The 14,519-nt window shown below is 20.3% G+C and carries 16 protein-coding genes and 1 tRNA gene; 2 read left to right on the top strand and 15 right to left on the bottom strand.

The features are described 5' to 3' along the window. Positions 1-112 precede the first annotated feature (112 nt). A complete protein-coding gene (locus KTO59_RS01120) occupies positions 113-376 on the top strand; it encodes a DUF2963 domain-containing protein (RefSeq protein ID WP_284928238.1) in 264 nt (87 codons plus the stop codon). A 778-nt stretch (positions 377-1,154) separates the two neighbouring features. Then, on the top strand, positions 1,155-1,562 hold the full coding sequence (locus KTO59_RS01115; protein ID WP_284928237.1) for a DNA adenine methylase: 408 nt from the start codon (positions 1,155-1,157) through the stop codon (positions 1,560-1,562). A gap of 745 nt (positions 1,563-2,307) precedes the next feature. On the opposite strand, the gene KTO59_RS01110 is transcribed toward KTO59_RS01115, so the two are convergent. The 15 genes from KTO59_RS01110 to KTO59_RS01040 form a co-directional block, all read right to left on the bottom strand. Then, on the bottom strand, positions 2,308-3,501 hold the full coding sequence (locus KTO59_RS01110; protein ID WP_284928236.1) for an aminotransferase class V-fold PLP-dependent enzyme: 1,194 nt from the start codon (positions 3,499-3,501) through the stop codon (positions 2,308-2,310). Positions 3,502-5,200: 1,699 nt separating this feature from the next. Continuing rightward, positions 5,201-5,620, bottom strand: coding sequence for an OsmC family protein (locus tag KTO59_RS01105; RefSeq protein WP_284928235.1), 420 nt, complete (start codon positions 5,618-5,620; stop codon positions 5,201-5,203). 52 nt (positions 5,621-5,672) lie between these two features. Next, entirely contained in the window at positions 5,673-6,014 is a 342-nt protein-coding gene (locus tag KTO59_RS01100; protein WP_284928234.1) for a hypothetical protein, read from the bottom strand. Between the two features lie 14 nt (positions 6,015-6,028). Continuing rightward, positions 6,029-6,235, bottom strand: coding sequence for a YneF family protein (locus KTO59_RS01095; protein ID WP_225695969.1), 207 nt, complete (start codon positions 6,233-6,235; stop codon positions 6,029-6,031). 108 nt (positions 6,236-6,343) lie between these two features. Continuing rightward, positions 6,344-6,904 (bottom strand): 16S rRNA (guanine(966)-N(2))-methyltransferase RsmD, encoded by a 561-nt coding sequence (gene rsmD, locus KTO59_RS01090; protein ID WP_284928233.1) that lies wholly within the window; start codon positions 6,902-6,904, stop codon positions 6,344-6,346. 6 nt (positions 6,905-6,910) lie between these two features. Then, positions 6,911-7,498: a bis(5'-nucleosyl)-tetraphosphatase (symmetrical) YqeK gene (gene yqeK, locus KTO59_RS01085; RefSeq protein WP_225695971.1), complete on the bottom strand. Its 588-nt coding sequence runs from the start codon at positions 7,496-7,498 to the stop codon at positions 6,911-6,913. Positions 7,499-7,510: 12 nt separating this feature from the next. Continuing rightward, complete coding sequence (locus KTO59_RS01080; RefSeq protein WP_284928232.1) at positions 7,511-8,071, bottom strand: YqeG family HAD IIIA-type phosphatase; 561 nt, start codon at positions 8,069-8,071, stop codon at positions 7,511-7,513. A gap of 1 nt (position 8,072) precedes the next feature. Then, positions 8,073-8,552, bottom strand: coding sequence for a transcription elongation factor GreA (greA, locus tag KTO59_RS01075; RefSeq protein WP_284928231.1), 480 nt, complete (start codon positions 8,550-8,552; stop codon positions 8,073-8,075). A gap of 25 nt (positions 8,553-8,577) precedes the next feature. Continuing rightward, a complete protein-coding gene (locus KTO59_RS01070) occupies positions 8,578-9,162 on the bottom strand; it encodes an O-methyltransferase (RefSeq protein WP_225695974.1) in 585 nt (194 codons plus the stop codon). A gap of 14 nt (positions 9,163-9,176) precedes the next feature. Further along, entirely contained in the window at positions 9,177-9,632 is a 456-nt protein-coding gene (gene ruvX / locus KTO59_RS01065; protein WP_445083511.1) for a Holliday junction resolvase RuvX, read from the bottom strand. Further along, complete coding sequence (alaS, locus tag KTO59_RS01060; RefSeq protein ID WP_284928229.1) at positions 9,623-12,262, bottom strand: alanine--tRNA ligase; 2,640 nt, start codon at positions 12,260-12,262, stop codon at positions 9,623-9,625. Before alaS ends, ruvX begins: the two co-directional genes overlap by 10 nt. A 50-nt stretch (positions 12,263-12,312) precedes the next feature. Further along, positions 12,313-12,513, bottom strand: a complete 201-nt coding sequence (gene rpmF, locus KTO59_RS01055) for a 50S ribosomal protein L32 (RefSeq protein WP_225695977.1) — start codon at positions 12,511-12,513, stop codon at positions 12,313-12,315. A 144-nt stretch (positions 12,514-12,657) separates the two neighbouring features. Further along, positions 12,658-12,734: transfer RNA gene (locus KTO59_RS01050), tRNA-Arg, on the bottom strand. Positions 12,735-12,807: 73 nt separating this feature from the next. Beyond that, positions 12,808-13,251, bottom strand: coding sequence for a tRNA (adenine(22)-N(1))-methyltransferase TrmK (locus tag KTO59_RS01045; RefSeq protein WP_225695978.1), 444 nt, complete (start codon positions 13,249-13,251; stop codon positions 12,808-12,810). Next, positions 13,248-14,513 carry a sigma-70 family RNA polymerase sigma factor gene (locus tag KTO59_RS01040; protein ID WP_225695979.1) on the bottom strand — a complete coding sequence of 422 codons (1,266 nt, stop codon included), beginning with the start codon at positions 14,511-14,513 and terminating at the stop codon, positions 13,248-13,250. The genes KTO59_RS01045 and KTO59_RS01040 overlap by 4 nt, the downstream gene beginning before the upstream one ends. Positions 14,514-14,519: the final 6 nt, after the last annotated feature.

The raw sequence follows: 14,519 nt of genomic DNA, 5'->3' as shown, positions 1-14,519 counted from the left end.
AATAAAAATTTTATAAATAAAATAAAAATTTATTGTTTTTTACCTATTTTATATAATTTTAAAAATTAAAAAATATAAATTTTACTATTTTAGATTATAATAATAAATAAATTTGAAAGCAATAAAAATAGTTGTTAAAGATGAATTAAAAATATTTACAATTTTTTATAACACTGCACGGGGCCAATTTGTAATAAGGAGCGATACTGAAACGCATTTGATTTATCGCGATAACTATAATTATGATGGTAAAATTAAAACCATCAACGAATTAAACGACAACGGTCGAGTAATTAAACGAACATTCTATCGTCCTGACGGAACTATTAAAAAAATCATAGAATATAATTCCGATGGAACAAAAAAAATAAAATAAAAAAACAATAAGACTCAAATTAATAACTTGACAAATTAATTATTTATTATATAATTATTATATAAATTATTATTTCATGTTGGTTTTTGGTTTAATTTGATAATAATTTGATAATAATTTAAATACATTTCGTTTTTTTGAATTTTAAAATATAATTTGACAAAAAAAAGACTGTGCTGGAACACAGTCTTTTTTATTTACCATATAATAACTATGATAAATTTAAAAAATTTTATGTATAATAACATTTCGTTTTCAGTCCTTTCTTTTATAATTTGACGATAACTTATTTTTATAATAAAATTATAATTATAAGTTATCTTTATTATTATAAAAAATCAAACTTTTGAAATCAAATTATACAATTGACAAATTAATTATTTATTATATAATTATTAAATAAAAAAAATAATATAAAAAACCAACAAGACTCACTTACATGAGTCTTTTTTTATTTTAAACAAAACAAAAAAACAACAAACGTTAAAGTGTTAAAAAAACCACATCTAAATAAAAAAAGATTTTCAACATTGAAAGTCTTTTTTTATTTATAAAAAATTAAAACAAAGGATCAAAATTTATGAAAAAAACAAACAAAAACAAAATTCGTTTTTTTATCATCACCAATTTGGTTAACAATTACATATTTATTTTTTGTTATTAGTAATATTATTACTCTATTTTGTAATTTTGAAATAGGATTAAAATTTAACGCTGTCATTTCAATTATTTCAGACTTTTTCTTTATTACATATTTTTGGACTAATAGGAAGGAAAAATGAAAATAAACTGTATTGATTGTAAGAAAAGAATGATATCACAAATCATCGAACATATGCCATCAAAATTTAATACTTATTATGAACCATTTTTAGGCAGTGGTGCATTGTATTTTCATTTAAAACCTAAAAAAGCTATTTTGAATGACAACGATTCCCAATTAATAACCATGTGGCAACAAAGTTTTCAAAACCCACAAGATTTCGTCAATAAAGTAAAAATCACAGAAGACTATATTTATCAACAACAAGAACAACAAGACCAAAAACTAGCTTATAAAATACTTCTTAACGAATACAACAAATATTCATTTTGTGGTATTACTCGTTATAATAAGAAAAACCATTTATCAACAAGTTTTGGTTACAAACCAAAACAAAAAGCGCACTGTTTCAAAAAAGTGTAAATAAATTCATTTTTAATACTGAAAAGACTAGTTAAATCAAACTATTTTGATTGAATAAACGAATTTTAAAATAACTATTTTGAATCAAAAAATTAATTATTTCTTTTAAATTAAAAATTTTTTTCATTTTTTAAAATCTCCTTTTTAAGTTTGACTATTTTGAAACAAAAAAAATAAGTCAAACTATTTTTTTTAATAAATAGTTTAACTTAAATTAACTTTTTAACTGGTTCTATTTTGATGGAGCGGGACAAGTCTTTTTTTGCTTTTAGTGAAAAGAGATTTTAAAAATATATAGAGTTAAAAAAAAATTTACATTTTTGTATAACACTATACTCTTGTATTATCAATTTTTTTAATAACCAAATTATTTCTTGGTATATCTCTGGATAAACAAAATAAAGAATTAGTTTTAAAAATAATCTATAAATTAACAATAATTACTGAACTATGTATTTTTCATTCCGATCAAGTTGCTGTTTATCAATCCTTAAATATAAAAACAAATTAAATAAAAGAGGGTTTTTAGTTAGTATGAGAAAAGCTACTTCTTGTAATAATGCCTTAATTTAAAATCTGTTTGGACAAATGAAAAATATTTTATATTATCATTATCCCTTTTTATTTCAAAAATTAATCTTTAAAATCAAAAAAAACAATTAATTTTTTTATATAAGTTTATAAAAATCATTTTTATTATTTAATAAGAATAAATTTAAAATTAATCTTATTTTTAATAAATTAATTAAAAAAAATTATTTATTTTTTTTAATGTATCTATTAAAATGTCAATATCTTCAGAATTATTATGAATTCCTACAGAAATTCTAATTGTACTTGTTTGATTTATTTTTTTAATAGCTAAATCTGCACAATGTTTTCCTGTTCGAACATAAATATTTTTGGCTATTAAAAATTCTTCTACATCATGAGGATGAATATTTCCTAAATTAAAATTAATGATATGATCAGCGTTTGGATTAAAAATTTTAATTTGGGGTATTTTTTTTAATCGAAAATTTATTTGTTCAATTATATGTTTATTATGTTGTTGAATTGTTTTTAATCCTATTTTTTGGATAAATTCTAAACTTTTTTGAAAAGCGATAATACTACTTATATTCGGAGTTCCTGCTTCATAACTATATGGCAAATTTTGAATAGTAAAATTTTGATGATTAACATCTTGAACACTACCTCCACCTATAAAAAAAGGTTTATGCTTTTCTAAAAGATTCTTTTTTCCGAAAAGAATTCCTAAACCGAAAGGACCATACATTTTATGAGCTGAAAAAGCCATAAAATCTACATCTAAATCTTGGACATCTATTTTTTTAAAACTGACAGATTGAGCAGCATCTAAAATAATTAGAGCTTTTGTTTTTCGAACTTCTTTAATAATTTCTTTGATAGGAGTTTCGTAACCAAAAGTATTAGAAATATGATGTAAAGCTACAATTTTAGTTTTCGAAGATAAAACTTTTTTAAAATTTCTGCAAGTGATTTTATTTTCTTCATTCAATGGAACAAATACTAATTTAGCTTTTTTTTGATTAGCAATTTTCATCCAAGGTAATATAGAAGAATTATGTTCTAATTCAGAAGTAATAATTTCACTACCAGCTTCAATATCTTGACTTAAAATATGAGCTAATATATTTAAAGATTCAGTAGTTCCTTTAGTAAAAATAATTTCTTCCGCACAACTAGCATTAATAAAATGAGCTGTTTTTTTTCTAGTTTTATGAATTAATTGTTCAACTTGTAGAGAAAGAGGGCCAAAAGATTTATAACTCAAACCGTTATAATTATAAAAATTATAAATAGCGTCTATAACTTCTTTTGGTTTTAAAGAAGTTGCGGCAGAATCGAAATAAATAAATTTGTTTTTATGATTTTTAAAAATCGGAAAATATAAACGATAATCATTATTTTTCATATTAAACCGTTAAATTATCAAGATTTAATTTATTTTTTCGAAGAAAATCTAAAAAATATTTAAAATAAAAAATAAATTTTAAATATTTTTTGTCTTTATGATAATTATTATAATGATTAATAATATTGTTAAAATTATATGAATACATTTAATATATTTCCTTTTTTATTATTTGATGTTATTTATTTAAAAAGATGGCAAAATATAAAATATGATATATTTTTTTATCTAAATTATTTATATTTATTTATAATTTATTGAAATTTTTTATAAAGTAAATTTAAAATATTATATATCTTTATTTTAATTTTAATATAAAACTTCCAAAAACGAATTAAAATAAAAAAAGATATCTTTTTTTATTTTAATTCGTTTATATTATTTTATTACTTATTTTTATTATAATTTATCGTCTATCGTCTAATAATAAAAATATATTATTGTTTAAATTATATTTAAAATCGAAATAATAACAATTAAAATGTTTAAATTTAATTTATGTAATTATTTTATTTAGATTGAAAATTTATAATAACATCTGATTTAAAAAATATTGATATTGTTTTTTATAATGAATTAATAATACATTTTTTTAATTCTATTCTTTTTTATTTTTTTTGAATTAATTTAAACTTAACCATTATTTTTCTAATTTCATTTTTATAATTGATTTGAAATAAAAAATAGTTATTTTTAATGTGTTTTTAGACTTTTTAATAAGGTTTAAAGGTGTAGGTAATATTATTCTATATAACTTCCATTTTCCTTTATAAATTTTATCATAATTAGTTTTAATTATCTTTATTTTATATTTTTTTCTTTCTTCTAAAATATTTTCAGGCCGACCGAAAAGGGTTTGATTTTTAAGATGATAATTGGCTTCTTGTTATAAAATTCTCTTTAGTTAAAAATGGAGTAATATTTAAATTTTTAAACTATATACATAAATTTAATTTTAATAATTTACAAAAATAAAATCCAGTTAATAAATAACTGGATTTTTAATTTTTTTAATTAAATTTTTAAATATTAAAAATATTATGCTAAATTTCTTTTTAAAAATTTAAATTTGATAAAAAAATTTAACTTATACAACTTTAATATCTTTTATATTTATTTATAAAAAATAGTTTTAAACACGATTTTAAATATAATTTAAATATTTTTACGCAAATTTTTATAAAAAAATTCATTAAATGATCGAATTAATTAATTAAATTTATTTTTGGAATTGTCTTCAAAACCCTTAAAAATATTTATATAAAATTCAAAAGGGTTTTAAAGGGTGTTTAATCTTTGATAACAAATATATAATTTATTATCAAAGAGAAAAAGAAAAAATCTTCTTTTCTTCTTTCATAATAATTAAATATTATGTTAATTATTAATTTTTTAAATATAAACTAAACATAAAATGTAAATATAAAAATTACTAAATTAACAAATATTTAAAATTATTTAAAATAAAAAAATAAAATAAATTATATTTCTATATTTAAATATTTTAATAATATTAAAAAAAGTTTTTAATAATTCAAAAAACTTTGTTTTAATATTATAAACAAAAAATATATTTTTTTACAAACAAAATTTTTATTTAATAAATTTTATATTTTTAAATTTATTAAAATGAAATAGGTTTTAAACTAACATTATATTTTTTTACAAAAAAAATTTTTATTTAATAAATTTTATATTTTTAAATTTCTTCAAACGAAATAGGTTTTAAACTAACATGAGGATATGTGTCAAACATTCTTGAAACAGGACATTTTTGATGAGTTAAATCCATAAGTTCTTTAATCTCTGCTATAGATAAATTCTGGATTCCACAAAATAAATCAATTTTAAAATAAAACCCTTTTTCGTCTTTTAAAGTATTGCATAAAATTTTTACTTTAATTTTTCCTGCGACATCTTTTTTTCTAATAGATGTAATAGCTTTAATTGTCTTATAAAAACAATAAATTAAAGATAAAGATAATAGTTCATTCGGTTGACTGTAGTCTTCTTCGCTATTCATTAAAGCAGAAACTAACTTAGTTTTTAAACCATTTTTTATAATACCTAAATCTTTAAATTTTTCTTCATAATAAGCAATAATTTTTAGTTCATTCATTTTTTAAAATCCTTTTTGAATTTTTAAAAATTAAAAAAAATATTTAATTTTTTTATAAATATATTTTTTTTAAATAAAAATCATTCAAAATTAAATTAAAAACTTTTATGTTTAAACGACAAATAAATTGATTTTTATTAACTTCGTTATCCTTAATTTTTAAAACTATATTTAGATTTATAAATTTTTTAGTAATAGCATGATCTTTAGTTAAGGTGAATTCTTTTGTTTTGTTTTCTGTTAAAATAGATTTTAAAAGATTTTTTTCTAATTGACCACATTTTAATAAATATTTTTTAATTTTATTTTTCTCATTAAAATCATAAAAAATATTCATAATCATTAAAATAGATATAATAAAAATAATAAAAAATATTATACAAATAGAACTCATAAATATCCCTCCAATTACTTATTATTTTTCATACTGTTCATAATCTGTTTAATTTGTTTTTGGCTAGGATTTCTTCCCATTTGTTTAAACATTTCTTTAATTTGTCTTTCTGTAATAGGAGGATTTTTTTGTAAATACTTTTTAAACCAAAAAAACATCAATATAGCTCCTATTATAATACCTAAAACTAATGCTAATAAACCAGTTACAATCGAAGACATAATAATAAATATTAACCTTTCTTTATTTAAAATATTATTTTTTTCAAAAAAATAAAAATATTCTACTTATTATTATAATATAATGAAAAAAATAAATAATAATTAAAATTAACAGAAAGAATTTTTGCGATAATAATATAATTTTTTAGTGCCGTATTTTTTTTCTTTGAATAAAACAAAATTATCTTGTCGTGAAGGCAATAAAGTTTTAGAATGAGTTTCGAAAATAATTAAACTTTTATTATTAGTAATTTTTTCTAAATACGAAAATAAAAGTAAATATGAATCAAAAAAATAAGGAGGATCTAAAATAATTAGATCAAAAATTAAATTTTCTTTATTAAATTTTTTCAACATTTGAAAAGCATTATTATAAAATAATTTAATTTGTTCTTTTTGCAAATTTAATTTTTTTATATTTTTTTTAATAATTTTAAAAGCTGGTAAAAAATTATCCACTAAATAAACTTGTTTAGCATTTCTACTTAAAGCTTCGAAGCCATAAGCACCTGATCCAGCAAATAAATCTAAAACAATATTTTCGTTAATAAACTCTCCGATAGTATCGAATAAAGATTTTCTCAATGCATGTGAAGTGCTTCTTGTTTTTGTAGAAGAAACAGAATTAATTTTAAAACCTTTATATTTTCCAGAAATAATATATAACATACTTTATTATTCTTTATTAATTAATTTTTTTATTTTATTCTTGAAAAAATCAAAAACTTTTAATTGTTCAGGGAAAATTGTAAAATTCTTTTCTTTATAATATGAAAAAGTTAATTTTAAAAAATAATAAATAGTTTTATTTAAATTTTCTAAAGATAACTTTCGCAAATAATCAACATTCGGATAATCTCTATTATTTTCTATTTTGTCGCTAATAAAAACTATTTTATCTAATTTACTCATGTTGATAGATCCCCAAACATGTTTTTGAATAGCGTTTAAAATTTGTATATCTTTTATATTAAACTCTTTTTTAACAACAATAGCCGCGCTAAAAGCATGATAAATAAAAGGAGCTTGTTTATACTTATTAATTTTCGTTTTATTTAATAATGATAAATGAAATTCTAATGGTTCATTTTTAGTATAATCATGTAATAAAGAAGCAATTTGTGCTTTCTCAATATCAACTTTATAAAAACGAGCTAATTGAACTGCTTTTCTGCAAACACTTAAAATATGATTAAATCTTTCATCATCGTTTCTAAATTTTTCTTTTAATTTTTTTAAAATTTGTTCTATTAATTGATTCATAATAATTAATTTTTATGATTTAATAAAATTCTGAAATTTTTTTTGATATTCTTGTAAATTAATTTTTTTTATCTTTTTAATAAAAGGTTTTTCTATTAAAAAACGAATTAATTTAGTTCTAAAAGATTCATATTTTCTATTTAAAGGTTTTACTAAAACAGAAATAATATTCATCTTATTAGCTCCTGCGATATCAGTTCTTAATTGATCACCTATCATCATAATTTCCTCGGAACGAAAATTGAATAATTTCAATGCTTTTTCAAACCCCCATATAGAAGGTTTTTTGTGATAAATATTTAAATATATATAATCTAAATTATTTTTTTTAGCTATATAATGAATTTTTTTGAATGAAGCATTTGAAATAATTACAATTTTAAAACGTTTATTTAATCTTTTTAATAATTTTCGAATATTTAAATTTAATTCATTTTCTTGAGGACTTAATAAAGTATTATCTAAATCAAAAAACAATACTTTAATTTTATCTTTAGAAAAAAAATTATCATAAGGAATATCAAAAACAGATTCATAATAAAAACGAGGTAAATATTTATGTTTAGTTATCATTTTATTTAACCTTTAAAATATTTACTTTAAAACTTTTTCCTATTTCTGTTTTAACTAAAACTTGGTCTCCTTCTTGATAACCTTGAATACTTTGGCCTATCGGAGATTCTATAGAAATTTTATTTTTAAAAGGATTAACTTCTAAAACACCTACTAAATGTAAAGTTTTTTCTGTCATGCTATCTAAAAATTGTAATGTAACTGTTTTACCAATATTAATTTCTTTATTTGTACTATAAGTATCAATAATTTTAACATTTTTTAAAATATTTTGAATTTCTAAAATACGAGATTCTATAAAAGCTTGTTCATCACGAGCTGCGTTATAATCAGCATTTTCGCTTAAATCACCTTGTTCTCTAGCTTCTTTAAGGGATTCTAAATTTTCATGTCTTTTAACATTTATAAGATGTTCTAATTCTGCTTTTAATTCATCTACTCCTGATTGCGTTAATTCATAATTTTTTTTATTTTTATTCATTCTATTTGTTTCCTTATTGAATTTTTTATAATATTTTTTTACGTGAAATACTAATACCATCTCCTATATTTAAAAAAGTTGTTTCAAAAAAAGAATTATTCTTTAAAAAAAATTTAAAATAATTCATTTTTTGAATTAACCGTTTAGTACTTCTCGAAAGTTTAGGATTATTAATATCTAAATTATGAAAATTTAAATTATCACATATAATAAATTTATTTTTATTTAAAAAAATATTATATTTTTCAAATAATTTTTGATATTGAACTTTAGCAGCATCAATAAAAATTAAATCATATTTTTTATTAGGTTGATAAAAAAGAGCTTCTGACCAAATAAATTCGATATTAAATTTTTTTTCATGAAAAAAATCTAAAGCTATTTTATATTTATTATAATCTCTTTCTATGGTTTGAATATTATTTTTGTCATTATTCATAGCGAGAGCGCTATAACCAATAGCCGTTCCTATTTCTAAAATATTAATTAAATTATTTTTTTTAATTATATCTTGTAAAAATATAAGAGTTTCATCATGAATAATAGGAATATTATTTTCTAAAGCATATGTTTTAATATTTTTCAAAAATTTTTCTTTTTCATTTTTCATAATATAAAAATCTTCTAACTATTATTTAGCAACTTATTATTACGGTAATTTAAAAAATTTTGTAAAATGATACCTGCTGATATTTGATCCTTTAAGTTTTTTATTTTTTTCTTATTATGATTGTTTAAACGACATATTTGATATGATTGTTGAGTAGATAAACGTTCATCCCATAAAATAACTTCTACAGAAGAGAAATTTTTTTTAATTCTTTTAGAAAAATCAATGCTAATTTGAGCTTTAACTCCTACATCATTATTCATATGTTTCGGATAACCTAAAATTATTGTAGTAACTTTAAAATTTTCAATAATTGTTTTTAAAGGTTCAATTAATTCTTGATATTGATTATTACGAAAAAAAATTGTTTTTAAATTATTAACAATAATACCGGATTCAGATACAGAAATACCCAAGGTTTTTTCTCCCAAATCTAAACCTAAAAAAACATTTTCTTTGGTCATAAAAATACTTTCCAATTATTTTTAAATTCAATAAATCTATTTACTTCATAAATAGTTAATTGTCCAAAATTTTTATTCCCTCCACCTTTACCATTCATTGTTTTAGCAACTTTTTGAATAAAATTATCAACATTAATTATTTTACTTTTACATAAAATAAAAACTTGATCTAAATTTTTTTTACATAAGCATAAAAAATCTACTTTTAATATGTTAAATAGATGATCTAATAACACTTTTAAGTCATTATTTGTTAGTTCATGATGGTTATCAACAACAATCATTAAATAAGGCTCGATTTTGTCAGGAATAAATTGTTTATATTTTTTTATAATTTGTTCATTTCTTTTTTGTAAAATTTGTTTTTTAAATTCACTGAATTCTTTTCTTATAACTTGTAAATAATTTTTATAATTTTGGATATAAGCATAGCTGTCTTTATAATTTTTTTGAATAGCAATCTTTTCTATTTTTGATAAAAATTCTTCTAAATAAATATCTTTATGTATTTCTTCTATTTTAGAAAAAATTTGTTTTTCTTCTAAGATAAAAGGTTCTATTTTTTTATTTAAAGCAGAAAAAACATTAGAATCAGTAACTGCTTCTATTCTATAAATTCCAGAACCAATGATTTTATAATTGACAATAGCAAATTTTTTTAAATCACTTGTGTTAGTGGCATGTGTTCCACCACATAGTTGAATTGAAAAATCACCAATTTTAACTATTCGGACTTTATCTTGATAATTGGTATTGTCTAAAAATTGAATTTTTCTTTTTTTAGCTTCTAATAAAGATGTTTCTTCGATAATAACTGGATGTTTTTGATTAATCCATTCATTAACTTTGTTTTCTATTTTTATTAAATTTTCAAAAGATAAATTTTGAAAATGATTAAAATCAAATCTCAAATAATTAGAATTTAAGCTAGAACCTCTTTGTTTAACATGTTCTCCTAAAATTAATTTTAAAGAATCATATAAAAGATGAGTAGCTGTATGATTATAAGAAGTTTTTTTTCTTTGTAAGGTATCAATAGAAGCTGTAACTTCTTTTCCTTCGGTGAAAAAATTTATTAATGGAGAAATTGAACGATCTAATTGATGAATAATTTGTTGATTTGGTAATTTAGTAACTTTAACTACTGCTAAATCATCAATCATTCCTATATCATAAATTTGGCCACCCATTTCAGGATAAAAAGGTGTTTCTTTTAAAACAATACCTTCATCAAAAACTTTTAAAACTTTGGTTTTAATCGAAAATTTATTGTAACCTACAAATTCATTTTTTTCATTAAATTTTAAAAAAAGATCATTTTGTTTATTCATACTATATTTATTATTTTGGGCACCACGAGATAATTTTTTTTGTTCTTCTAAATAAATTTGGAATTTTTGTTCATCTATATGAATATTATTTTGCTTCGCATATTCATATATAATATCCATAGGTAAACCATAAGTATCATAAAGTTTAAAAAAATTCTCTCCTGAAAGAGTATTATTTTGAACTAATTGGAAAAATAATTTTTGACCTTTGTTTAAATTAAATACAAATTTTTCTTCTTCTTTTTTAATAATATTTTCAATAATTTCTTTTTTATCAATTAAATAAGGATAAAATTCTTTCATTATATCAATAACAACAGAAACTAATTTAAATAAAAAAGGTTTTTGAAAACCTAATGTTTTTCCTTTAGTAAAACCTCTTCTTAAAAGTTTTTTTAAAATATATCCTCGACCTTCATTAGCAAATAAAACTCCATCTCCAATTCCAAAAACTAAAGTTTTGATATGGTCAGCAATAATTCGAAAAGTTTCTTTTTGTTCTGAATATTCAACTTCAATTAAAAAACTAATTTTTTTAATAATAGGAAAAAAAAGATCTGTTTCAAAACTAGTTTTTTTGTCTTGAAAAATACAAGCTAAACGTTCCAATCCTGCACCAGTATCGATATTTTTGCTTGGCAATTCAAGATATTTTTCTCTATTTTTTCCAGATTCACTATTATATTGTGAAAAAACTATATTCCAAATTTCTAAAAATCGATCATTAGAAATATCTTCGTAAAGTAATTCTAAACCTCTTTGGTCATACTCAACTCCACGATCAAAAAAAATCTCAGTACAAGGACCGCAAGGACCTTCACTTATTTCCCAAAAATTATCTTTTAAAGGAATTAAATGTTCTGAAGCGATTCCTTTTTTTAACCATAAATCATATGTAGCTTGATCTTGATAAAAATAAGTAATATATAAACGATCCTTAGGAAAAGCAAACCACTTATTAGATATCAATAATTCGTAAGCTAAATCTATCGCTTCTTTTTTAAAATAATTACCTATCGAAAAATTACCTAACATTTCAAAAAAAGTATGATGAATAGAATTTTTTCCTACATTTTCAATATCATTTGTTCTTAAACATTTTTGAATGCTAACTATTTTAGGACAAAAAGCTTTTTCAGAACCATCGAAATATTTTTTAAAAGGAACTACTCCCGCATTAACCCATAATAAACTAGGATCTGAAAAGTCAGGAATTAAAGAAGATGAATTTTCTAAATGATGTCCTTTTTCAACAAAAAAATCTAACCACATTTTTCTAATTTCATTAGTAGTCATCTTTTTCATTTCATAATTTCCTTCATATAATGTTTTGTTTCAATAAAAAAATATATCTTTTATTCTACTTCTTTTTGTTTCTTTTTATTTTTAATTAAAATAAATTCGCCTTTATAATGAGAGCTATTTGCAGTTAAACGATGTGATAAAGTAAAATTCTTAGTATCAGGGCAAATAATCAAGTTAGGTTTAGTTAATTTTTTATGTGTACGTCTTTTTCTTTTTGCAGTTTTACTTGTTCTTCTAAAAGGGACAGCCATGTTTTTATATCTCCTATTTTTTATTATCAAATAAAAATTTTTCACAAAATATCAATAAAATATTTATTTGATAATAAAAGATCTTTTTTAAATTTTCCTATTCAATATTAAAAAATAAATAATTTTATATTAAAATTAAAATAATGGCGTTTGAGAAGGGATTCGAACCCCCGACCGACGGCTTAGAAGGCCGTTGCTCTATCCAGCTGAGCTACTCAAACTTTTTATGGAATCAATTTATATTATACTTTAAAATTTTATTTTTTTCATTTATTATTACTAAAAATGATTTTTTTATCCTTTTTGAAAAACTTTTAAAAAAATATAGCTCAATTTATCATAAAAATTATAATATTCTAAAATATCAAAATTATTATTATTTAACCAATCGATTAAATAATTAATTTTTCCTTGACAACCTAATAAAAAATATTTTTTTTTATAAGGTGATCTTTGTAAAATTTGTGAAATAGTATGTGGACCCATGCCACAAATCAAAGCTAAATCAAAATCATCGTTTATTTTATCAAAACCATCACTTAAATAAAATTTAACAGGATAATTTTTTAAATTTTTAAAAGCCCTTTGTAAAGGTTTAATTTTATTATCGCAAGCGATTCCTTTTTTAATATATTTTAAATCTAATGCTTTTTTTAAAACTAAACCATGATCTGTTCCAATATCAATAACTATATCATAACCTTTCAATAAAGAAGCAATAAAAAGAATTCTTTTCATTTTTTAATGATATTATTATATAATGTTCTTAATTTATTTTGTTTAGAAGGACTTCTTAAACGTCTTAAAGCTTTAGCTTCTATTTGACGAATTCTTTCACGAGTAACGTTAAATTTATTACCTAATTCTTCTAAAGTATAAATATGTCCATCTGTAAGGCCATAACGCATTTTTAAAACTTGTTCTTCTTTATCTGTTAAAACTTCTTCTAAAGATTCATCTAAAGTCTTTTTTAACATTTCTTGTAACATATATTCATGAGGAGAAATAGTATTAGGATCATTAATAAAATCTCCTAAAGAAGAATCAACTTCTTCTCTAGATGATGTTTCTAAAGAAATAGTTTCTTTTTCTATCATTTGAATATCAACAATTTCTTTTTTTTTTATATTCATATTCATAGCTAATTCTTGATTATCAACTTTACGCAATAAATCTTGTGTTAATTTTCCTAAACAACGAGAAATTTTATTCATTGTTTCGATAATATGAACTGGAATTCGAATTGTTCTAGCTTGATCAGCTACAGCTCTTGTAATCGCTTGTCTTATCCACCAAGTAGCATAAGTAGAAAATTTAAAGCCTTTAGTATAATCGAACTTATCGACTGCTCTCATTAAGCCCATATTTCCTTCTTGAATTAAATCTAAAAATAAAATCTTTCTTCCTATATAACGTTTAGCTATCGAAACTACTAAACGATAATTAGCTTCGATTAATTTACTTTTAGCTTTTTCGGCATCTTTTATCTTTTTATTTATTTCTTCTAATTGTTCATATGTTAATTCTATTTCTTGTTTTTTATATTGTTCTAATTGTTTTTTAGCTATCAATCCTTCATAAACCATTTTGGATTTGATTTTTTCTTCTTCTAAAGTTAATAAAGGAATTTGACCTATTTCTTTAAGATACATTTTAACAGGATCGTTTACTTTAATAGAATTAGCAATTTGTTCCAAATTTAAATTTTCTTGAGATTCTTCTTTATTATACGTATCATTATTTTGTGAATATAATTTATTAAAAAGGTCATTTTTAGATGAATTTTTTTGTCTAGAATTATTTCTTTTATTTTTGAATTTTTTTTCATACATAATTATGGATTTAATAAGTCTTGAGTTAAAAAAATCTTTATTTTTATAAAATTTTTCTAACCATTGCATCTTTTGTTCAACAGGAGTAATAACAAATGAATGATTTTCTTTTTCTATTTTCAAATGATGTTTTTTATAGATTTTTTTAAAATTTTTTCTTAAATTCATAAAATT

The sequence above is a fragment of the Candidatus Phytoplasma sp. AldY-WA1 genome, assembly GCF_020312115.2.
Taxonomy (GTDB): Bacteria; Bacillota_I; Bacilli_A; order Acholeplasmatales; family Acholeplasmataceae; genus Phytoplasma; species Phytoplasma vitis.
The sequence above is the reverse complement of the archived record's forward strand: the minus strand, read 5'-3'. Positions and strand labels throughout refer to the sequence as shown.

What these genes read in the sequence shown, in the direction of transcription:
- KTO59_RS01115 (WP_284928237.1), top strand. Translation starts at nt 1,155, where the DNA reads ATGAAAATAAACTGTATTGATTGTAAGAAAAGAATGATATCACAAATC.
- KTO59_RS01110 (WP_284928236.1), bottom strand. Translation starts at nt 3,501, where the DNA reads ATGAAAAATAATGATTATCGTTTATATTTTCCGATTTTTAAAAATCAT.
- KTO59_RS01105 (WP_284928235.1), bottom strand. Translation starts at nt 5,620, where the DNA reads ATGAATGAACTAAAAATTATTGCTTATTATGAAGAAAAATTTAAAGAT.
- KTO59_RS01100 (WP_284928234.1), bottom strand. Translation starts at nt 6,014, where the DNA reads ATGAGTTCTATTTGTATAATATTTTTTATTATTTTTATTATATCTATT.
- KTO59_RS01095 (WP_225695969.1), bottom strand. Translation starts at nt 6,235, where the DNA reads ATGTCTTCGATTGTAACTGGTTTATTAGCATTAGTTTTAGGTATTATA.
- rsmD (WP_284928233.1), bottom strand. Translation starts at nt 6,904, where the DNA reads ATGTTATATATTATTTCTGGAAAATATAAAGGTTTTAAAATTAATTCT.
- yqeK (WP_225695971.1), bottom strand. Translation starts at nt 7,498, where the DNA reads ATGAATCAATTAATAGAACAAATTTTAAAAAAATTAAAAGAAAAATTT.
- KTO59_RS01080 (WP_284928232.1), bottom strand. Translation starts at nt 8,071, where the DNA reads ATGATAACTAAACATAAATATTTACCTCGTTTTTATTATGAATCTGTT.
- greA (WP_284928231.1), bottom strand. Translation starts at nt 8,552, where the DNA reads ATGAATAAAAATAAAAAAAATTATGAATTAACGCAATCAGGAGTAGAT.
- KTO59_RS01070 (WP_225695974.1), bottom strand. Translation starts at nt 9,162, where the DNA reads ATGAAAAATGAAAAAGAAAAATTTTTGAAAAATATTAAAACATATGCT.
- alaS (WP_284928229.1), bottom strand. Translation starts at nt 12,262, where the DNA reads ATGAAAAAGATGACTACTAATGAAATTAGAAAAATGTGGTTAGATTTT.
- rpmF (WP_225695977.1), bottom strand. Translation starts at nt 12,513, where the DNA reads ATGGCTGTCCCTTTTAGAAGAACAAGTAAAACTGCAAAAAGAAAAAGA.
- KTO59_RS01045 (WP_225695978.1), bottom strand. Translation starts at nt 13,251, where the DNA reads ATGAAAAGAATTCTTTTTATTGCTTCTTTATTGAAAGGTTATGATATA.
- KTO59_RS01040 (WP_225695979.1), bottom strand. Translation starts at nt 14,513, where the DNA reads ATGAATTTAAGAAAAAATTTTAAAAAAATCTATAAAAAACATCATTTG.